Here is an 18828-nt window from a genome sequence, read left to right as displayed (position 1 = left end):
GTAGGTCGCCGAGGGGCGAAAAGGTGACTGGAGCCATGCGCTCGGCTCACTGAGTCCGCAATCTGTGCCATTTGTGACGCGGAGCGTCACGGGCGGCATGCCCACGCGGAGCGATGGGCACGATCAGCGTCGGGGCTCGGATCGTTCCTTCACTCCTGCGTGGGAATGCCGCTCAGGACGCTCCGATTTCGAAACCTGAGCATGGCGCTTATTCGATAACGGTGAACCCTCTTATCAAACAACCTGTAAGCCACTGAAGAAACGCGATTTTTTGTAGGAGCGCGCTTGCCCGCGATTGCGTCATGTCAGTCACTGATTTTCTGCCTGTAAGAACCTATCGCGGGCAAGCGCGCTCCTACGGTCCGGTGTTTGCTGCGCGACAGCGCTACGTCGAAGACGTGGTGGCGCCTCCCACTGAACAGCAATGTGCGATGAACCCACGCACTTAAACGAAAACAGTTACCCTTGAACCCGTGCATGACGGCACTTTCAGCCAATATCGCCGTCAAAGCCGCACAATTCTATTTCTACTTGAGGTAACACCCCATGAAAGCCTGGATCTGTCTGCCATTGTTCATCGTGGTTCTTGCAGGTTGTGCTGGCAAGACCGGGTATCGGGACAGCTGTGCCACGCAAATCGATGCGGCCTGGCATGAGCTTGATCTGGCCAAGGCCGAGGGCTTTGCCGGAACCGTCAGTTACTCCAAGGCCCTCTCGCTGTTGACAGGCGCCAAGACCCAGCAGCAATTCGAAGCATTCGAAGGTTGCACCGAGAAGTCCGAAAAGGCCCGTTTCTACATTCGTGAGTCGCGCGCCGGTCGTTGATCGTTCCCCACGGGCAGGCACATCACGTGTGCTTGCCCGTCCTCGTTTCAGCCCCTCCTGAGCAAATCCCTACTCGCTCTTCAGCAATTCCCCACTCCCTCTGGTGAAACGGCCTACGCTAACCGTAAAGTGATCATACGTTTGGCATCCTTGGTCATGCATGACCAGCCATAAAGCAGTTGCCGGGGAGGCGTATCAATGGGCAAAAGACTCGATGCATGCCTGAGCGCCATCAATGAGGTGGTGTTGGGCAAGGAAGCACAGGTGCGTCTGGCGATGACCTGCCTGATTGGCGGCGGACATCTGCTGATCGAAGACTTGCCCGGCATGGGCAAAACCACGCTCAGTCACGCGTTGGCGAAGATTCTGGGTCTGAGCTATCAGCGCATCCAGTTCACGTCTGACCTGTTGCCGGGCGACATTCTTGGCACCTCGGTGTTCGATCGCGACACCGGGCAATTCACCTTCCATCCGGGGCCGATCTTCGCCGAGCTGGTGCTTGCAGACGAAATCAACCGCGCCACGCCCAAGAGCCAGAGCGCGCTGCTGGAGGCGATGGAAGAAGGGCAGGTGTCCATCGAAGGGGCGACCCGCCTGTTGCCGGATCCGTTTTTCGTGATCGCCACCCAGAACCCGTTCAGTTCCGGGGGGACGTTCGCCTTGCCCGAGTCGCAACTGGACCGCTTTCTGATGCGCATCTCCATGGGTTATCCCGCACGCGCTGCCGAGAAGGCGCTGCTGCTGGGCGAGTCGCGCCGTGAGCTGTTGCCGCGCCTGCAGCCGATACTCGATCACGCCATGCTCGGCCAGTTGCAGGCCGAGGCGCGTCAGGTTCGCGCCAGCGATGCGCTGGTCGATTATGTGCTGCGTCTGGTGGATGCGACCCGCAGCCAGCCGCAGTTCGCTTACGGCCTGTCGCCGCGTGCCAGTTTGGCGATTCTGGCGGCGGCGCGGGCCTGGGCCATGCTGACGGGCCGTGATTATGTGATCCCGGAGGACGTGCAGTCAGTGCTGCCGTCGGTGGTGGGGCATCGCCTGCGTGAACGCACCGATCCGACCGGGCATGGTGGCGGGGCGCTGGTGCAATGGCTGTTGCGTGAGGTGCCGGTGCTTTGATTCCGCCGCTCAAACCGTTCTGGCAACGCTGGCTGGCAAGACGCATTCCTGCGGCGTCGCGCATCGTGCTCGATCATCGACGCATCTTCATCCTGCCGACGCGCACGGGCATCACCTTCATGGTCGTGCTGGTCCTGATGCTGCTCGTTGCAATCAACTATCAGAACAGCCTGGCTTACGGCCTGACCTTCCTGCTGTTGTCGGTCGGGGTGCTGGCGATTCTGCATACCTACCGCAACCTGAGCGGGCTGATCCTCAGTGCCGGACCGGCCCGCTCGGTGTTTGTCGGTGAGGCCGTGCAGTTGCGTCTGCGCCTTGAAAGCGCAAACCATGCCCATCAGGCGCTCGGGCTGGGCTGGGAGGCGGGCAGCCTGCAACATGGCGACGTCAGCGCCCAGGGACTGACCGAGGTCGAGTTGACACTGTCTGCTGAGCGTCGAGGCTGGCTGCGCGCGCCTCGACTGCGGGTGGAAAGTGTGTTTCCGCTGGGTGTTTTTCGTGCCTGGACCTGGCTGGATCTGGAGCAGACGGCGCTCATCTATCCGCGTCCGTTGGCGGGCACCATGCCGTTGCTGAATGGCGTGCAGCCCCATGCAGAAGATGACGGCCACGCGACTCAGGGCGCAGGCGTGGATGACTATCAGGGATTGCGCAGCTACCAGCCGGGCGACAATCGTGGACGGCTGCACTGGAAAGCCTATTCGCGAGGGCAGGGCCTGCTGGTCAAGGAGTTCACTGATCTGAGCGGGCATGAGCTGTGTCTGGATTTTCTGGCGTTGGGCGGCAATATCGAAGAACGTCTGTCGCGCCTGTGCTACTGGGTGCTGGAACTCTCTGAGCGCCGCCAGCCGTTTGCGTTGCGCCTGCCAGGCTTTTTGTCCGGCGTGGACGTCGGCGATGCGCATCGGGAAGCCTGCCTGCGTGCGCTGGCCTTGTACGGGCAACGGCCATGACGACCAAAACGGCGGTGAGCCAACCGATTCCCCGGGTCAGCCTGACCTGGCTGCTGCTGGCGCAGGCTCTGGTGGTGGTGCCGTTTGCGTTGCACGTACCGGCTTCGATCGTGGTGCTGTGGCTGGGCTGCAGCCTCTGGCGGGTCCAGGCGTTTCGCATGCGTGTGCGTTTGCCTGGGACCTGGGTCAAGTCCGGATTGCTGGTCGGCACGGCCGGAGGGGTTTATCTGGCGCGTGGCAGTCTGGTGGGGCTGGATGCAGGCGCGGCGCTGCTGGTTGCAGCGTTTGTGCTGAAGATGCTGGAAATGAATACGCACCGCGATGCAAGGATACTGATCTTTCTCGGTTTCTTCTGCGTGGCGGTTTGCTATCTGTTCGAAGATAACCTGCTGTGGGCGCTGTTCAGCCTGCTGCCGATCGGTGCGCTGCTGGCGGCCCTGATCGGCCTGCAGCAATCGGATCTGGCGAGCAAGCCTTCGGGCACTCTGAAGCTGGCATTCAAGCTGATGGCGCAAGCCGTGCCGCTGATGATTCTGCTGTTTCTGTTCTTTCCACGTCTGGATCCGCTCTGGTCGCTGCCGCAGCCCAGCAACAAAGGGGTCACCGGGCTTTCCGACAACATGGCCCCCGGCGACATGGCCGAGCTGAGCCGCTCGCCCGCGCTGGTGTTTCGCGCCAGTTTCGAAGGGGCGATACCTGCGCGCAACCAGTTGTACTGGCGCGGTCTGACACTGGAACAGTTTGACGGCCGACGCTGGTCGCAGTCGGCACGCGCCCAGACCGTGCAGGTGCCGCAATGGCAGAAGCGCGGTGAACCGGTGGCCTACAGCGTCGTCATGGAGGCCAGCGGCCGACCCTGGCTGCCGAGTCTGGACATCGGCGAAACCCCGCTGTCCGATGTGCGTCAGATGAGTGATTTTCGCTTGCAGCGCAGGCGCCCGGTCGAGCAGTCGTTGTTGTACAGCGTCACGTCGTGGCCGGACAGCGTGCGCGATTCGCAGCTCAGCGAGCAGATTCAGCGCCAGGACCTGCAACTGCCCGCCAAGGGCAACCCGCAAGCCAGGCAATGGGCCGAGGAGCTGCGACGTCGTTACGCCAGGCCCGATGAGCGGGTGCAGGCCATGCTGAGGTACTTTGCCGACCAGCCGTTTCACTACACCCTCAAGCCCGACTCGCTGGGCAACGACAGCATCGACGAATTCCTGTTTTCCAGCCGCCGGGGCTTTTGCGCCCACTACGCCGGGGCGATGACCTTCGTGCTGCGTTCAGCCGGGATTCCCGCGCGCGTGGTGGCGGGGTATCAGGGCGGCGAACTCAATCCCGAGGGGCGGTACCTGACCGTGCGCCAGTTCGACGCGCATGCCTGGGTTGAATACTGGCAGCCGGACGTTGGCTGGCGCAGTGTCGATCCGACTGCCGCCGTCGCGCCGCAACGCATCGAGCAGGGACTGGAACAGGCGCTGGCCGCTGATGAGGACTTTCTTCAGGACTCGCCCATGTCTGCCTTGCGCTATCGACACGTGCCCTGGATCAACGCGATGCGCCTGAGCTGGGACAACCTCAATTACGGCTGGCAACGCTGGGTGCTGGGTTATCAGGGCCAGCAGCAACTGCAGGTACTGAGCCGCTGGTTCTCGGGTTTCCAGGCACCGGTGTTCGTCGCCGGGATCGCGCTTTCGCTGGGACTGGTTGCCTTGTGGCTGTTCAAACCGTGGCAGCGGGAAGGCGATTCACAGCTGCGATTGTTCAATGCCTTTGAACGCTTGCTCGCTCGCCATGGTCTGCGTCGTATGCCGGGCGAAGGTGCCGAGGCGTTCGGTGCTCGTGCCGCGCTGTTTCTGCCGCAGCACGCCGAGGCCATCGGCGCCTTTATCGACGAGTTCCAGGCGCAGCGCTATGCCGGACATTCGGGTTCCGCAAGCCATTTGCGAAGCCGTCTCAGAGTGTTGCGTCGTCGTTTGCCATGGCGATTCTCGTCGTCCCGAAACAGTCATTCTTGAATTTTTAAGGGGGAATTGCATGTCTTCAATGGTGGATCATCTGGTCGCTGAAATCCTGGCGCTGGACGTCAAACTGCTTGCCTGTCAGGCACGCCTGGCCGTCTCGACCGACAGTGAAGCGCTGCATGATCTGCGCACCACCGTGCGCCGTCTTCGGAGTGTGTTGAGGCCGCTGCGCGAGTTTTCCGGCGCTACGCAATTGGAAGACGCCGCCAAGGCAGTGGGCCAGTTGACCACGCCGTTGCGTGACATGCAGGTCCTGGCTGCATTCCTCGACAAGCAAGGCCTCAGCGACGCCGCCCGTAAACGTCACGATCATCTGAGCAGCGCCTGCCCACGCGTGGCAAAGTCCAGCGAGCTGACCCGATTGCTGACCTTGATCGACCAGTTTCCGACGATGCTGCGCATGCAGCAACGCCAGGGCCTGTTACGCGGTCTGCGCAAGACCATCGAGAAACGTATGGACAAACAGTGGCGCAAACTGCGCACCGCGATTGCCGAGCCGGATCATGATCGCCACGACCTGCGCCTGTTGATCAAGCGTGTGCGTTACGCCGCCGAGGCGTACCCGGAACTGAGCCATCAACCCAAGAACATGCAGGCTCGCCTCAAGTCAGCGCAGAGCGAACTGGGTGACTGGCACGACCATCTGCAATGGCTCGCGCAGGCCGGCGAACAACCTGATCTGGCACCGTGCATTGCCGGTTGGCAGATCGGGATCGTGCGGGCCGAGCGCAAGGCCGAGGCATCGCTGAAGCGTCTGGCGAAGGCCTGTTTCTGAACGCTGGCTTTATGAAGTCTTTTCCTACGGTAAACAGGTCATTCAGGCCGCAATAATGGCCGATATGTAGCATGTCAGTGAGGAGGGGGATGAGTACCATCATCCCTACTCACATCGAATCCCGCAGGGACGCCCATGACCTTCTCCGAATTGATCGCCGCAGTACGTGACAACCCCGGTTCCGTCACCATTCCTGCCGAATGGTCCCAGGGCCGGGCCTGCTTCGGCGGTCTCATGTCAGCGTTGAACTACGAGGCCATGCGCGCCCAGGTGCCTGAAGGGCGACCTGTGCGTTCACTGGCGATCACCTTTGTCGGTCCTGCAGAACCTGGCGTGCCGATTTCGTTCGAAGTCGAAATCCTGCGGCATGGCAAGGCGGTGAGTCAGGTGCTCGGTCGCGCGGTGCAGAACGGTCAGGTCATGACGCTGATGCAAGGCAGTTTCGGCGCTTCACGGGAGTCGATGATCTCGGTCAAGGCAGAAGCTGCGCCCGACCTCAAACCGGTCGACGCATGCCCCGAGCTGCCCTTTGTCAGCGGCATCATGCCGGAGTACCTGCGTTTCATGGAGATTCGCTGGGCGCTGGGTGGTCTGCCATTCAGCAACACACCATCACCCGCCGTTGGCGGTTACGCACGCTTCAGAGATACCTCGCAATCGGAGCCGATGACCGAGGCGCATATTCTGGCGCTGGTCGATACCTGGCCGCCTGCGGTGCTGCCACACCTGAACAGACCTGCGCCCGGCAGCTCGCTGACCTGGACCATCGAGTTCGTGCAGCCACAGCCGGTGCTCGATACCCTGCAATGGTGCAGCTACCGCGCGGTGATCGAACATGCGCGTGACGGCTACGGGCACACCGCTGCCGCGATGTGGACACCTGAGGGTGAGTTGATCGCGATTAGTCGTCAGACGGTTACGGTGTTTGGCTGACCAGCATGGTCAGACGACGCAGGCCGTCTGTTATCAAACTACACGTAGTCTGCTGAGTGAACACGTTTTCGTGGGAGGCGGCTTGCTGGCGATGAACGATGACGCGATGTTCCTGACGTACCGTGGCGACTGCATCGCCGGCAAGCCGCCTCCCACGATCCCGTATTTGCTGCAAGACAGCGCTGTGCCAAGGACACAGGGCATCTTCCACAGTCCGTGCTTTGCTGTAAGACCAGGCTGTTAACGCTACCGCCGATGCCGCTCCTTCCAGGCCCGCCACCATGCACCACTTAGCACGAAGCGCGGGAAGGTCACGAATTGCTCGACGAGCAGGCGTTTGACCGCATCGTTGCGATCACTGAACGGTTCAGGTGACTGCTGTTCCAGCGTGTGGCCGTGACGCTGAAAAGCCAGCGCCGCAACCAGTCCGATGATGCCGATGGCAATCGACGAGACGCTGAGTGAAAACAGCCCGTCAACGATCAACAACGCTGCCAGGATGAACAGAGGAACGGCGATCAGGTGCAACACCAGATTCGCCGGATGCCGATGATTGTCTGCGTAACCGCGCCACTGCCATGTGTGTAAATTGGGAAGTCGCTTGCCCATACTGCTGTCCTCTTCAATGCATTCAACGCATGTTTCAATGCATGAAGAATAGGCCCGACCCCGACAGGCCGCGAGTCAAGCCTGACTATCGGTGTGATAGCGTTTACAGACAACCGCTTACAGCTTGAGTTGGCCGATGGCGGTGTTAAGTTCGCCCGCCAGTATCGCGAGTTCGCCGCTGGTATTGGCTGAGTCCACGGTCTGGGTCACGGTGCGTTCTGTCACGTCGCGAATGCTCACCACCGCCCGGTTCATCTCTTCCGCAACCTGCCTCTGTTGCTGAGCGGCCACTGCGATCTGCGTATTGCTTTCACGCATCTGCGCCACGGCGCCAGCGATCGCCGCCAATGCCTCACCTGCTTCACGGGCCTGCTGCACGCATTCATCGGCCTTATACGAGCTGTCCTGCATGAAATCCACCGCGTCGCGTGTACCGCTTTGCAGGGCTGAAACCATGGTGGTGATTTCGTCGGTGGACGTCTGTACACGCTTGGCAAGGTTGCGAACTTCGTCAGCCACCACGGCAAAGCCACGTCCCATCTCACCGGCTCGCGCCGCTTCGATAGCCGCATTGAGCGCCAGCAGGTTGGTCTGTTCGGCAATGCTATGGATCACATTGACCACGCCATTGATCTTCTGGCTGTCGGCGGCCATGCGCTGGATCATTTCGGCGGTCTGCTGCACGCCGCTGGACAGACCGGCAATCGATACCTGCACCCGGTCCACCACCGCCTTGCCGCTGCCTGCCAATGCATCGGCGGTCTGTGACTGATCACGCGTGGTGGTGGCGTGCTGAGCGATGTGGTGCACGGTGGCGGTCATCTCGTTGATGGCCGTGGCGACCTGATCGGTTTCACTCTGCTGGCCCAGCATGCCGTGACGCACCTCGGTCATGCCGGACGCCAGATGCGCGGCTCCCTGATCGAGCCGGATGGCGGTCTGCGACACTGTGGCAACCACACGCTGATACCCGGCCTGCAACGCATTGAACGCCTTGGCCATCTGCCCGACTTCGTCGTCACTGCGGTTGGGTACGCGCGCCGAAAGGTCACCGCTCTGTTCGACATGCAGCATGACGTCTTTCAGCGTGTTGAGCTGGCTGAGCAGAAAACGGATCAGTAACTGCGAAGCGCCGAGCATCACAATCATCAGGACAAACACGGCCAGGGCGTAGTGAGCAAAATGCTGTTCAAGTACATCGGTAAAGGTCGGCGCATGGATGAGCGCTGCGCCGCTGGCAGGCAGTGGTTGGGTAGCGGGCCATTGGGCAATCAGTTGCGCAGCGTTGTGCGCCGATTCCTCACGCGACTGCTGCTCCAGATGCACGGCATACAGCACCAGCAACAGGGTGGTGATGAACGCGACCGCGTTTACCGCCCAGAATTTGTACTTGAGTGACAGGTTGCCAAGCCATGAGCGCATGAGGGGTCTTCTTCGATGATCGGTAGAAACAGCAGCAAGGTGCCATCACTGTATTCCGGTCATCGACGCGACCTTTGACGCGGATCAAGAAAACTGCGGATTTTCGTCGGCGGCCTGTTCCACGACTGGCAAGCCAAAGAACTCACGGGCACACGCTGTGCTGTGACGCGCCAGATCCTCCTGTGACTCGCCTCGATGCAGCGCCACTTCGCGCAGCACTTCGGGCAGATAAGCGGGTTCGTTGCGACCGTTTTTCGGTTTGGGCCGCAGGCTGCGCGGCAGCAGATACGGCGCGTCGCTTTCCAGCATCAGTCGGCCGCGGGGAATGTTACCCACCAGCGGGTGCAGATGGGTGCCACGGCGCTCGTCGCAGATCCAGCCAGTGATACCGATGTGCAGGTCCAGGTCCAGATAGCTGAACAGCGCAGCCCGCTCGCCAGTGAAGCAATGCACCACTGCCGCAGGCAAACGGTCGCGGTAATCGCGCAGGATTTCCAGCATTCGCTGATTGGCGTCGCGCTCGTGCAGGAACACCGGCAGTTGCAGTTCCACAGCCATGGCCAGGTGCGCTTCCAGCACTTTCTCCTGTTGCGGGCGAGGGGAGAAGTCGCGATTGAAATCAAGCCCGCATTCACCGACGGCACGCACGCGGTTTTCCTTGAGCAGGGCATGCAACTGTTTCTCGGTGTCGCCGGTCCAATCGCTCGCCGAGTGAGGGTGTATGCCTGCCGTGCAGAACAGTCGCTGCGCGCTGTCGTCCAGTTCCAGACACAGCTGCAAGGCTTCTTCGCTGCCTTCGACGCTGGTGCCTGTCACCACCAGTTGATCAACGCCTGCAGCGTAGGCACGGTCGAGTACCGCCTGTCGCTGCGAAGCGAAGCTGGCGTTAGTCAGATTGACGCCAATGTCGATGAGTTGCATGGTGCTACCTCCAGCGCAAGGCTGCCGAGCATATCAGAGCTTCGGTAAAAACAAGAAAACGCTGGCTATTCAAACGGTTGAGCTCAAGGACTCGATGCTTTTCTTCAATGTTGATGCTGCTGCGTGACTTCCAGAGTTCCTTTTTCCTGTTACGGCGATGCCACTGGGGAATGAATGATCCGATCCGCGCTTGTGTCCATTGCCTGCCTTCTGCCGCTTCTGACGACCTTCTCGGGTGAAGTGTCTGCACGTCCGGTCACGTCTGCCGGGCCTGTGGTCGCTGCACCGCATTCGCCGCCTGTACGCGATCTGGCCGCTATCCGCAGCAGCAAGGTGCTGCGCGTGCTGGTCAATCAGAGCCGTAACAGTTCCGGCGATGTGAAGGGGCAGGAAATCGGTGTCGAGTATCACCGTCTGGAAGCCTTCGAGCGCTACCTCAACAGCCATGCCCGCGACGGGCAGAAGGTCACGTTCAAAGTCATTCCCAAGGCCAAGAACCAACTGCTCAGCGCTCTGCAGCGCGGCGAAGGTGATTTGATCTCTCCCGGCGAACTGCTCGATGTGAGCGACGCCAAGGGCGTTCAGGCCAGCAATCCGATCATTCATGATGTGCCCCTGGTGCTCGTTGGCCTGCGCGGTGATCGCAGCCTGCGGCGGGTGGAGCAGTTGTCCGGTCGGACCCTCAGTCTGGCCGCCGGCAGCGCCGCAGATGAAGCCCTGCATCAGGTCAATCGGCAACTGGAGCTGCGCAAGCTGCCGCCGGTGAAGATCGAATGGGTTGATCCCAGCCTCGCCGTCGAAGACGTGCTGGAGATGGTACAGGCCGGCATCTACCCGATGACGATGGTCGAGCAACCGATTGCCGAGCGCTGGGCGGGAGTCATGCCGAAACTGCGTCTGGATCGCGGGCTTTCCCTGAAAACCCATGGCGATGTGAGCTGGTTCGTACGCGATAACGCCACCGTGCTGCGTGCCAGCGTCAATGATTTCCTCAAAGACTACAAACCGTCCAGCCGTCAGGATGTGGCCTTTGAAAAGGCCTACAAGAACATGTACCGGGTCGACAACCCGTTGGTGCGCGGCAACATTCAGCGCCTGGAACAGTTGCGTCCCATGCTGCAACGCCACGCTGACGCGCAAGGTATGGACTGGCTCGATCTGGCTGCGCTGGCGTTCAAGGAATCCAAGCTCGACCCTTCTGCGAAAGGCAGTGGTGGCGCAACGGGACTGCTGCAGATCACGCCCTCGGCGGCGAAAAGCGTCGGTGTCTCGAATATCCAGAATGCCGATGACAATATCCGCGCCGGATCACGCTATATGGCGTCGATCAAGCGCAAGTATTTTTCCAGCCCCAGGGTCAACGAGCGTGAGCGCATGGCGTTCACCATGGCCGCTTACAACATGGGGCCGGAACGGGTTCAGAGTATGCGTGATGAGGCGCGCAAGCGTGGGCTCAATCCCAATCAATGGTTCTTTCAGACCGAGCGCATCGCGATGGAGCAGGGCGGTGCCAACGTCGTGACCTTCGTCAACAGCGTCAACAAGTACTACCTGGCCTTCGACCGTCAGCGCGATGCGCTGGAAAGGAAGGCTCAGGGAAGTCAACGGTGAGGCGTTAATCGAACAATTCGATAGGTATGTGCCATTTATTGCCGTTTTCACATGAGTCATTTTGATTATGATGGCGCCACTCCCACTTAATCAACGATGGAACTCACCCGCATGAACAGCCTGATCAAATCCGTACTCACCACCCGCGCCGGTTACGGCCTGACCATCCTGCGTGTCATTGTCGGGATCGCCTTCATCGCGCACGGCAGCCAGAAGCTGTTCGGCGCGTTTGGTGGCTATGGTCTGGAAGGCACCGCGCAGTACATGGAAAGCCTGGGCCTGACGCCCGGCTATCTGATGGCCCTGCTGTCCGGCGGTGCCGAGTTCTTCGGTGGTCTGGGTCTGCTGGTCGGCCTGCTGGCCCGCCCGGCGGCTGCATTGGTGACCGTGTTGCTGCTGGTGGCGATTTTCACCGTGCACATCGGCAACGGCTTCTTCATGGCCAACAACGGTTTTGAATATGCGCTCGCCTTGCTGGGTGGCGCGCTGGCTGTGTTGATCGAAGGCGCAGGCAAGCTGTCACTGGACCGCCTCATCGCTCGATAACCGCTGCTGGTTCCAGACTGAAGGCCCACGTGAAAGTGGGCCTTTTGCGTTTAAACAGGATTGTAGGGCAAGGTAATTGACAATGAAGGGCGGGCTTCTCTAGGATGCGTGCTCAAGCGCCGATTTAACAACTACTTGCGGGGCGCCTGACAAGGCTCGAACCTTGTCGAAATACCGCTAAAACGTTGGTTCGGTGTTGCCTCTCACCGCTGCCCAGCGGAGCTTTTGAGGCAGAGACAAAACCATGAACAACCTGCGCCCGCTTCTTCGTCTGTCCCCGATCAGCACTGTGCTGACGCGCAAGAATCCGAAAATCCTTCTCGCCGGTTCCCATCAGCCGACGCTGCTGCGTTACCTGGACGGCTGGCCGCGTCGCCGTGGCGGCTCCTGTGCCTTTCTCATCCAGTTTGTTGACGCTCACCAGCCGCTCAGCCATTTCGCCAATGATCAGTTCGATCTGGCAGTGATTCAGTCACCGGATGCAGAGCAGGTCGAGCAGGTGATTCGCGACCTCACCCGGGTGGCCCGGCAGGGTTTGATCACCTTCGGTTGAGAAGGCATTATGCTGGCCCCCGCCGCTTCGCCTGACAGGCAGAATCGCCGCCTTATCAAAGGATTAGGTGTGGTGTCTGCATGCGATTGGTTTATTGTGCTCTGGCTTGCCTGACGCTGTCGGGCGTTGCATTGTCTGCCCAGGCCCGAAACGCTACTGAAGGCGAACGTTACCTCTGTCGCTGGGGTTCGACCATTGCGAGTGGTGCGCAAGCGGCGAAGCTTTCAGGTGTCACCCGCTATGGTGCGCGGCAAAAGCTTCAGGCGCGCAAGTTCACCAAACAGTGGATGCGTCCGATGGCGCTGGGCATTACCGAGCAGACTTACGACAGCGACTCGCGTCTCAAGCCCGACAGCGTCAGGCAGATTTATTACGACGGCTGCATCCGCCACGAGGTGGCGCGCCGATAATGCCATGACCCCTGTCGCGTTGATGTTTGTGTTTATGGAGGAACGTCTTGAGTACAAAGATCATCACTAAGCAGGGGCATGATGCCCTTAAAAAAGAACTCGACTATCTCTGGCGCGAGCATCGTCCCGACATCACCCAGAAGGTCGCCTGGGCGGCCTCTCTGGGGGACCGCAGCGAAAATGCAGACTATCAGTACAACAAGAAGCTGCTGCGCGAAATCGACCGTCGCGTGCGCTACCTGCGCAAGCGTCTGGAAGACATGCGCGTGGTGCAGTACTCGCCCGAGCAGGAAGGGCGGGTGTTCTTCGGTGCCTGGGTCGAGATCGAGAACGAAGACGGCGACCTGAAGAAATTTCGCATCGTGGGCTACGACGAGATTTATGGTCGCAACGACTATATCTCCATCGACTCTCCGATGGCGCGGGCGTTGTTGAAGAAGGAAGAGGGCGACGAAGTGATCGTCAACACGCCCGAGGGCGAGAAACTGTGGTTCGTGAACAGTATTGTTTATGAGCAGTGAGGACAGTATCCCGCTCGCGAAGACGCTGCGGGATCTTTTCAAGCAACACGTCTCTTTCTGAAGAAGCACAATTCGTGGGAGGCGGCTTGCCGGCGATGGCGTCAATTCAGTCGCTGAATAGCGCCTGAAAAACCCAATCGCCGGCAAGCCGCTTCCCACAGTGTTTACTGCGTTCACGCTTGCAATCAACCCTCCCGCAACACGGTCAACGGGCTGGCATTCAGCGCGCGGCGTGTGCCGAACACACCGGCACCGCCCACCAGCAGTGCGCCAATCAGCGGCAGCAGCAACAGCCACGGATGCGGGCTCCATTCCAGCGAGAAGGCGTAGCGGTACAGCACAAAGCTCACCAGCTCACAGCCCAGCCCCGCCAGCAGTCCGCTCGCAGCGCCCAGCAGGCCAAACTCGATCCTGCGTGACTTGATCAGCAATGCCCGCTCTGCACCCAGGGCACGCAGCAGAGCGCCCTGACGGATGCGCTCGTCCAGCGTCGCCTGCAAGCCCGAGAACAGCACGGCAACACCGGCGGCCAGTACAAACAGCAAGACGAACTGCACGGCCAGCGTGACCTGATCGAGGATGCTGCGCACCTGCTCCAGCAGCGCTTCCACGCCCAGGATGCTGATGGCCGGGAAGGCCCGCGACAGCTCGACGATCTGCTTGTCCTGACCCTTGGGCAGGTAAAAACTGGTCAGGTAAGTGGTCGGCAGATCGGCCAGTGTGCCGGGCTGGAAGATCATGAAAAAGTTGGGCTGGAACGTATCCCAATTCACGTCTCGCAGGCTGGTGACGACGGCTTCGCGGGTGAGGCCGCCAACGATGAAGCTCAGGCGATCCCCCAGCTTGATCTGCAGGCTCTCGGCGAGTTTGGTTTCGATTGATACGCCGGGCGTGGTATCGGCCTGGCCGGTTGCGGGCAGGTCTTTCCACCATTGTCCGGCGGTCAGCGTGTTGCCTTCAGGCAAGTCGGCAGCCCAGGTCAGGCTCAGGTCGCGCCGGGTCGCGTTCTCGCCGCGTGAGTCCTTGGTGACGAAATTGCCCACCGGCTCACCGTTGATACTGGTCAGGCGTCCCGGCACCACCGGATACAGTGGCGCCGAATGAGTGGACAGCTTGCTCATGGCCTGCGCGAAGTTCTCTTTCTCCGAAGGCAGCACATTCAGCACGAAATAGTTGGGCGCATCCTTGGGCAGCTGGTTCTGCCAAGTGTCGAGCAATTCGCCACGCAGCAGCGCGATCAAGCCCATCGACAGCAGAATCAGGCCGAAGGCCAGCGATTGACCGGCAGCCGCCAAAGGGTAACGCAGCAGTTGGCCGAGACCCAGGCGCCACGGCAATGAGGCGCCTGACAGCAGGCGCCGCAGACTCTTGAGCCCCAGCAGCAAAAGACTGCCAAGCACCAGCGCCGCGACGATGCCACCCCCCAGCAAGGCGAAGGTCAGCACCAGATCCAGGCTCAGGCGCCACATGATCAGGCCCAGCGCCAACAGCGCGGCGCCATACACCAGCCACGAACTGGCAGGGATGGGCAGCATGTCCCGGCGCAACACACGCAGCGGCGGAACGCGACCCAGCGCCGCCAGCGGCGGCAAGGCAAAACCGGCCAGTGCGACCAGACCTGTACCCATGCCAGCCAGCGCGGGCAGCAAGCCGCCCGGCGGCACGGTTGCAGGCAAGAGATTTTGCAGCAGCGCGAACAGCCCCAGTTGCGCCAGCCAGCCAAGCATTGCACCGCTCAGGCTCGCCAGCAGACCGATGATCGCCAGTTGCAGACTGAACAACGCCATTGCTTCGCCTCGCGACAGACCCAGGCAGCGCAGCAGCGCGCTGGCGTCGAAGCGTCGTGCAGCGAAGCGTGATGCCGACAGCGCAACCGCAACACCCGCCAGCAGTACAGCGACCAGACTGGCCATATTCAGATAGCGTTCCGCCTTGCCCAGCGCACCGCCAATCTGTTGGCTGCCGTCGCGGGCATCCTTGATTTCCTGATGCGGTTCCAGACCCGGCTCGATGGCCTTGCGATAGGCGGCGAGCGTTTCCGGCGGACCGCTCCACATTTCCCGATAGCTGACCCGACTGCCGGGCTGCACCACGCCAGTGGCGGCAAGGTCCTGCAGGTTGATCATCACCCGTGGGGTAAGGCTGTAGAAATTACCGGCGCGGTCCGGCTCGTCGGTGAGCACGCGGGTCAGTTTCAACGTCTTGGCACCGACGTCGATGTCGTCGCCAATCTTCAGGTTCACGGCAGGAAACAGCCGCGCCTCAGCCCAGGCTTCACCGGGTTTCGGTCCGCTGCCTGCCTCTTCGGTCTGGTACAGCTCGGGCGCGCTTTTCAGCTCGCCGCGCAGCGGATAAGCGTCGTCAACCGCTTTGATGCTCGACAACTGTATGCCTGCGTCCGTGGCGATGACGCTGGAGAAAATCACGATCTGCGCATGCTTGAGTTGCAGCCGCTCACCTTCCTGTACCTGTTCCGGGCGGGCGGGGCTGGAACCCTCCAGAATCAGATCGGCCCCCAGGAATTCGGTGGCGCGCAGCAGCATTGCGCCGTTCAGGCGTGCACCGAAATAGCCGATGGCAGTGCTGGCGGCCACGGCCACCAGCAAGGCAAAAAACAGCACCCGCAATTCGCCTGCGCGTGCATCGCGCAACAATTGGCGGGCAGCGAGGCTCAGCAGACGAACAAAAGGCAGGCGTGCCATCAAGGCTCCAGCGGGGCGACCAGGCGGCCCCCTTCAAGACGGATCAGGCGTCGGCAGCGATGGGCCAGACGCTCGTCGTGGGTGACCAGCACCAGCGTCGTGTTGCGCTCCTTGTTCAGTTCGAACAATAGGTCGCTGATACGCTCGCCCGTGTGGCTGTCCAGGTTGCCGGTGGGTTCGTCGGCAAACAATACGTCGGGATGGGCGGCGAAGGCGCGAGCGATGGCAACACGCTGTTGTTCACCGCCGGACAGCTGACGCGGGGTGTGGGTCAGGCGTTGGCCCAGACCGACCCGCTGCAGCAGATCGCGTGCCTGCTCGCGGGCGTCGCGGCGGCCCTCCAGTTCCATGGGCAGCATGACGTTTTCCAGCGCGTTGAGGCTGTCGAGCAACTGGAACGACTGGAAGACAAAGCCGACGTGTTCGGCACGTACCCGGGCGCGCTGGTCTTCATCCAGCTCACTCAGGTTGCGACCGGCGAGGATGACCGAACCTGCGCTGGGCAGGTCGAGGCCGGCGAGCAGGCCGAGCAGCGTGGACTTGCCCGAACCCGATGAACCGACGATGGCCAGTGTGTCGCCCTTGTTTAGTTCCAGGGAGAGTTCGTGCAGGATAGTCAGGTCACCTTCGGTGCTGGGGACCACTTTACTGAGGCTTTGGGCACTGAGAATACTTTCACTCATGGAGAATCCGATGCGTGCGTGGTTTTTAAGTGCTGGCCTGGGGTTGCTGCTGCTGTCACAGGGCGCAGTGGCGGGCACGGTGTTGATCGTTGGGGATAGTATCAGCGCGGCTTTCGGCCTGGATACCCGCGTGGGGTGGGTCACGTTGCTGGAGAAGCGGCTCAAGGAGCAGGGTTTCGACGACAAGGTGATCAATGCGTCGATCAGTGGCGACACCAGTGCCGGAGGCCAGGCGCGGCTGCCTGCGCTGCTTGCAGAGCATAAGCCTGAGCTGGTTATTCTCGAACTGGGTGGCAACGACGGCCTGCGTGGCCAGTTGCCTGCTCAATTGCAACAAAACCTTTCGTCGATGATCGACAGCTCTCGCGCAGCCGGTGCGAAGGTGCTGTTGTTGGGTATGCGGATCCCGCCCAACTATGGCCCGCGCTATACCAAGGCCTTCGAAGAGGTCTACAGCAATCTGGCCGAAGAGAAAAAGGTCCCGTTTGTACCCTTCTTTCTGGAGGGCGTCGGGGGTGTTCCGCAGTTGATGCAGGCCGATGGTCTTCATCCCGCGGCCGCTGCGCAGGGAAAACTGCTGGAAAATGTCTGGCCGACGCTGAAACCGCTGCTTTGAGGCTTTTCCAGGCGGGAGCTTTCGGCTAATGTGGCGCCCCCGATCTGGAGCCCCCCATGCCGCGTCCCGCCTGGTCCCTGTATGCCTATCAAATGCTTGAGCCTGATGAACAGCTGGATCTGTTCGCGTGCCAGGAAGTGCGGGTGCATCTGATTGCTCGTCAACTGGAACTGGGCGGCTCGATCGACCGTACCTTGTGCGGCACTTTGCTACCCGCTCAACCGCACATGACGGCGGTCGAAACCGATGCCCTGCGTGACGAACGTCTTTGTCCGCTGTGCAAGGCCATTCTCGATGCCCAGCGGCGCGGCATGAACCCGATCTGGCCTGAACTGTAACCTTGTCAGCGTATTCACCCCTGCCGATCTCCCCGAATCGCCGGGTGCGGGTGTACACTTCGAATCTTTCCCATATCGCCGTTACTCGAAGGATCTTCCCGGATGTTGTCGCGCATTCCAGCCGTTGCCCGCTGTCTGTCACTTGCTGCTCTCTGCGCGGCGAGCTCCGTTCATGCACTGGAGTTTCCGTTGCCGCCACCCGGCGAGGACATTGTCGGGCAGGTTCAGGTCATCAAGGCCAAATACGAAGACACCTTCGCTGACATCGGCACCCAGTACGATCTGGGCTACCTGGAAATGATCGCGGCCAACCCCGGTGTCGATCCGTGGTTGCCGGGGGCAGGCAAGGACATCGTGCTGCCGACCCGTTTCATCCTACCGCCGGGTCCGCGTGAAGGGATCGTCATCAACCTGGCCGAGTACCGCATGTATTACTACCCGAAAGGGCAGAACGTCGTGCACACCTATCCGCTGGGTGTAGGTCGTGAGGGCTGGGGTTCGCCGATCGGCGTCACCAAGGTGACGGCCAAGACTCCGAACCCGACGTGGACGCCACCGGCATCGATCAAGGCCGAACACGCCGCCGATGGTGACCCGCTGCCCAACGTGGTTCCGGCAGGCCCGGACAACCCGCTGGGGCCGTTCAAGTTCGGGCTCGGGATGTCCGGTTACCTGATCCACGGTTCGAACAAGAAATTCGGTATCGGCATGCGCACCAGCCACGGCTGCTTCCGCATGTACAACAACAACGTGCTGGAACTGGCCGACATGGCACCCGTCGGCACTACGGTGCGCATTATCAGCGAGCCCTACAAGTTCGGTTTGAGCGGCGGCAAGGTCTATCTGGAAGCGCACACGCCGGTGGACGATCTGGGCAATCCGTCGGTGGTCGACAAGCACACGGCGGTCATCAACGCCTTGCTCAAGCGTGACGATCTGGCCAACAACCTGCGCATGAACTGGGATCTGGTACGTGATGTGGTTGCGGCTGAAGACGGTATGCCGGTAGAGATCGCAGTGCCGGGCACGGCTCCTGCTGCGGCTGATGCGCCGGTGGTTTTTCAGTAATTTGAAGCGCGCTACCTTTTATGATCGTGCCCATCCGCGTGGGCACGCAGCCCAAGATGATCTGCGCCACATTCGAGAGCGGACGCGGAGCGTCCCGGGCGGCGTTACCACGCTGGAGTGAGAACGATCAACGATCAACGATCATCATCCTACACCGATCATGCCCATCGCTCCGCGTGGGCATGCATCCGTGACGCTCCGCCTCACAAATGGCACGGAC

20 protein-coding genes are annotated in these 18828 nt (G+C 61.0%); 15 read left to right on the top strand and 5 right to left on the bottom strand.

The window, feature by feature from the left end; all coding sequences use genetic code 11:
• The first annotated feature begins 302 nt into the window (after positions 1 to 302).
• From AO065_RS27130 to AO065_RS22040, 7 genes are all read left to right on the top strand, one after another.
• A complete protein-coding gene (locus AO065_RS27130) occupies positions 303 to 449 on the top strand; it encodes a hypothetical protein (RefSeq protein WP_155737755.1) in 147 nt (48 codons plus the stop codon).
• Positions 450 to 546: 97 nt separating this feature from the next.
• Positions 547 to 825, top strand: a complete 279-nt coding sequence (locus tag AO065_RS22065; protein WP_004887711.1) for a hypothetical protein — start codon at positions 547 to 549, stop codon at positions 823 to 825.
• 198 nt (positions 826 to 1023) lie between these two features.
• Positions 1024 to 1941, top strand: a complete 918-nt coding sequence (locus AO065_RS22060) for an AAA family ATPase (protein ID WP_004887712.1) — start codon at positions 1024 to 1026, stop codon at positions 1939 to 1941.
• Positions 1938 to 2894, top strand: coding sequence for a DUF58 domain-containing protein (locus AO065_RS22055; RefSeq protein ID WP_004887714.1), 957 nt, complete (start codon positions 1938 to 1940; stop codon positions 2892 to 2894). The genes AO065_RS22060 and AO065_RS22055 overlap by 4 nt, the downstream gene beginning before the upstream one ends.
• Positions 2891 to 4894 (top strand): transglutaminase TgpA family protein, encoded by a 2004-nt coding sequence (locus AO065_RS22050; RefSeq protein ID WP_004887717.1) that lies wholly within the window; start codon positions 2891 to 2893, stop codon positions 4892 to 4894. Before AO065_RS22055 ends, AO065_RS22050 begins: the two co-directional genes overlap by 4 nt.
• A 19-nt stretch (positions 4895 to 4913) precedes the next feature.
• Positions 4914 to 5675 (top strand): CHAD domain-containing protein, encoded by a 762-nt coding sequence (locus AO065_RS22045; protein ID WP_004887719.1) that lies wholly within the window; start codon positions 4914 to 4916, stop codon positions 5673 to 5675.
• A gap of 135 nt (positions 5676 to 5810) precedes the next feature.
• Positions 5811 to 6608: an acyl-CoA thioesterase gene (locus tag AO065_RS22040; protein ID WP_004887721.1), complete on the top strand. Its 798-nt coding sequence runs from the start codon at positions 5811 to 5813 to the stop codon at positions 6606 to 6608.
• Between the two features lie 246 nt (positions 6609 to 6854).
• Here AO065_RS22040 and AO065_RS22035 read toward each other — a convergent pair whose 3' ends face one another.
• The 3 genes from AO065_RS22035 to AO065_RS22025 all read right to left on the bottom strand — a co-directional run bounded on the left by AO065_RS22035 (position 6855) and on the right by AO065_RS22025 (position 9560).
• Positions 6855 to 7217 (bottom strand): Mpo1-like protein, encoded by a 363-nt coding sequence (locus tag AO065_RS22035; RefSeq protein ID WP_004887723.1) that lies wholly within the window; start codon positions 7215 to 7217, stop codon positions 6855 to 6857.
• 117 nt (positions 7218 to 7334) lie between these two features.
• On the bottom strand, positions 7335 to 8639 hold the full coding sequence (locus tag AO065_RS22030; RefSeq protein ID WP_004887726.1) for a methyl-accepting chemotaxis protein: 1305 nt from the start codon (positions 8637 to 8639) through the stop codon (positions 7335 to 7337).
• 84 nt (positions 8640 to 8723) lie between these two features.
• Positions 8724 to 9560: a TatD family hydrolase gene (locus AO065_RS22025; RefSeq protein ID WP_004887728.1), complete on the bottom strand. Its 837-nt coding sequence runs from the start codon at positions 9558 to 9560 to the stop codon at positions 8724 to 8726.
• A gap of 174 nt (positions 9561 to 9734) precedes the next feature.
• On the opposite strand from AO065_RS22025, the gene AO065_RS22020 reads away from it, so the two are divergent.
• The 5 genes from AO065_RS22020 to greB all read left to right on the top strand — a co-directional run bounded on the left by AO065_RS22020 (position 9735) and on the right by greB (position 13201).
• Positions 9735 to 11171: an MltF family protein gene (locus AO065_RS22020; RefSeq protein WP_004887730.1), complete on the top strand. Its 1437-nt coding sequence runs from the start codon at positions 9735 to 9737 to the stop codon at positions 11169 to 11171.
• 111 nt (positions 11172 to 11282) lie between these two features.
• Entirely contained in the window at positions 11283 to 11717 is a 435-nt protein-coding gene (locus tag AO065_RS22015; RefSeq protein ID WP_004887732.1) for a DoxX family protein, read from the top strand.
• Between the two features lie 244 nt (positions 11718 to 11961).
• Positions 11962 to 12270, top strand: a complete 309-nt coding sequence (locus tag AO065_RS22010; protein WP_004887734.1) for a hypothetical protein — start codon at positions 11962 to 11964, stop codon at positions 12268 to 12270.
• An 80-nt stretch (positions 12271 to 12350) separates the two neighbouring features.
• Positions 12351 to 12680 carry a hypothetical protein gene (locus tag AO065_RS22005; RefSeq protein WP_004887736.1) on the top strand — a complete coding sequence of 110 codons (330 nt, stop codon included), beginning with the start codon at positions 12351 to 12353 and terminating at the stop codon, positions 12678 to 12680.
• Positions 12681 to 12727: 47 nt separating this feature from the next.
• The gene (greB, locus tag AO065_RS22000) at positions 12728 to 13201 is read left to right on the top strand and encodes a transcription elongation factor GreB (RefSeq protein ID WP_004887737.1); all 474 of its coding nucleotides are present in this window, start codon (positions 12728 to 12730) and stop codon (positions 13199 to 13201) included.
• Between the two features lie 185 nt (positions 13202 to 13386).
• Here greB and AO065_RS21995 read toward each other — a convergent pair whose 3' ends face one another.
• Positions 13387 to 15903 carry an ABC transporter permease gene (locus tag AO065_RS21995; RefSeq protein WP_004887739.1) on the bottom strand — a complete coding sequence of 839 codons (2517 nt, stop codon included), beginning with the start codon at positions 15901 to 15903 and terminating at the stop codon, positions 13387 to 13389.
• A complete protein-coding gene (locus tag AO065_RS21990) occupies positions 15903 to 16586 on the bottom strand; it encodes an ABC transporter ATP-binding protein (RefSeq protein ID WP_004887741.1) in 684 nt (227 codons plus the stop codon). Before AO065_RS21990 ends, AO065_RS21995 begins: the two co-directional genes overlap by 1 nt.
• Positions 16587 to 16596: 10 nt before the next feature.
• On the opposite strand from AO065_RS21990, the gene AO065_RS21985 reads away from it, so the two are divergent.
• The 3 genes from AO065_RS21985 (at position 16597) to AO065_RS21975 (ending at position 18608) form a co-directional block, all read left to right on the top strand.
• A complete protein-coding gene (locus tag AO065_RS21985; RefSeq protein WP_004887742.1) occupies positions 16597 to 17202 on the top strand; it encodes an arylesterase in 606 nt (201 codons plus the stop codon).
• Positions 17203 to 17258: 56 nt separating this feature from the next.
• Entirely contained in the window at positions 17259 to 17540 is a 282-nt protein-coding gene (locus tag AO065_RS21980) for a hypothetical protein (RefSeq protein ID WP_004887744.1), read from the top strand.
• 102 nt (positions 17541 to 17642) lie between these two features.
• Positions 17643 to 18608, top strand: a complete 966-nt coding sequence (locus tag AO065_RS21975) for a L,D-transpeptidase family protein (protein WP_004887746.1) — start codon at positions 17643 to 17645, stop codon at positions 18606 to 18608.
• Positions 18609 to 18828 lie beyond the last annotated feature (220 nt).

Source organism: Pseudomonas viridiflava (assembly GCF_001642795.1).
GTDB classification, from domain to species: Bacteria; Pseudomonadota; Gammaproteobacteria; order Pseudomonadales; family Pseudomonadaceae; genus Aquipseudomonas; species Aquipseudomonas viridiflava.
Note: the sequence above shows the minus strand (reverse complement) of the source record. Positions and strands in the feature narration are given on the sequence as shown.

Bases quoted from the DNA above. Each gene is read 5' to 3' on its own strand.
- AO065_RS22025 (WP_004887728.1), bottom strand. From the start codon at position 9,560: ATGCAACTCATCGACATTGGCGTCAATCTGACTAACGCCAGCTTCGCT.
- AO065_RS22040 (WP_004887721.1), top strand. From the start codon at position 5,811: ATGACCTTCTCCGAATTGATCGCCGCAGTACGTGACAACCCCGGTTCC.
- AO065_RS27130 (WP_155737755.1), top strand. From the start codon at position 303: ATGTCAGTCACTGATTTTCTGCCTGTAAGAACCTATCGCGGGCAAGCG.
- AO065_RS22065 (WP_004887711.1), top strand. From the start codon at position 547: ATGAAAGCCTGGATCTGTCTGCCATTGTTCATCGTGGTTCTTGCAGGT.
- AO065_RS22015 (WP_004887732.1), top strand. From the start codon at position 11,283: ATGAACAGCCTGATCAAATCCGTACTCACCACCCGCGCCGGTTACGGC.
- AO065_RS21985 (WP_004887742.1), top strand. From the start codon at position 16,597: ATGCGTGCGTGGTTTTTAAGTGCTGGCCTGGGGTTGCTGCTGCTGTCA.
- AO065_RS21975 (WP_004887746.1), top strand. From the start codon at position 17,643: ATGTTGTCGCGCATTCCAGCCGTTGCCCGCTGTCTGTCACTTGCTGCT.
- AO065_RS21995 (WP_004887739.1), bottom strand. From the start codon at position 15,903: ATGGCACGCCTGCCTTTTGTTCGTCTGCTGAGCCTCGCTGCCCGCCAA.
- AO065_RS21990 (WP_004887741.1), bottom strand. From the start codon at position 16,586: ATGAGTGAAAGTATTCTCAGTGCCCAAAGCCTCAGTAAAGTGGTCCCC.
- AO065_RS22060 (WP_004887712.1), top strand. From the start codon at position 1,024: ATGGGCAAAAGACTCGATGCATGCCTGAGCGCCATCAATGAGGTGGTG.
- AO065_RS22045 (WP_004887719.1), top strand. From the start codon at position 4,914: ATGTCTTCAATGGTGGATCATCTGGTCGCTGAAATCCTGGCGCTGGAC.
- AO065_RS22030 (WP_004887726.1), bottom strand. From the start codon at position 8,639: ATGCGCTCATGGCTTGGCAACCTGTCACTCAAGTACAAATTCTGGGCG.
- AO065_RS22035 (WP_004887723.1), bottom strand. From the start codon at position 7,217: ATGGGCAAGCGACTTCCCAATTTACACACATGGCAGTGGCGCGGTTAC.
- AO065_RS22020 (WP_004887730.1), top strand. From the start codon at position 9,735: ATGATCCGATCCGCGCTTGTGTCCATTGCCTGCCTTCTGCCGCTTCTG.
- AO065_RS22050 (WP_004887717.1), top strand. From the start codon at position 2,891: ATGACGACCAAAACGGCGGTGAGCCAACCGATTCCCCGGGTCAGCCTG.
- AO065_RS22005 (WP_004887736.1), top strand. From the start codon at position 12,351: ATGCGATTGGTTTATTGTGCTCTGGCTTGCCTGACGCTGTCGGGCGTT.
- AO065_RS21980 (WP_004887744.1), top strand. From the start codon at position 17,259: ATGCCGCGTCCCGCCTGGTCCCTGTATGCCTATCAAATGCTTGAGCCT.
- AO065_RS22010 (WP_004887734.1), top strand. From the start codon at position 11,962: ATGAACAACCTGCGCCCGCTTCTTCGTCTGTCCCCGATCAGCACTGTG.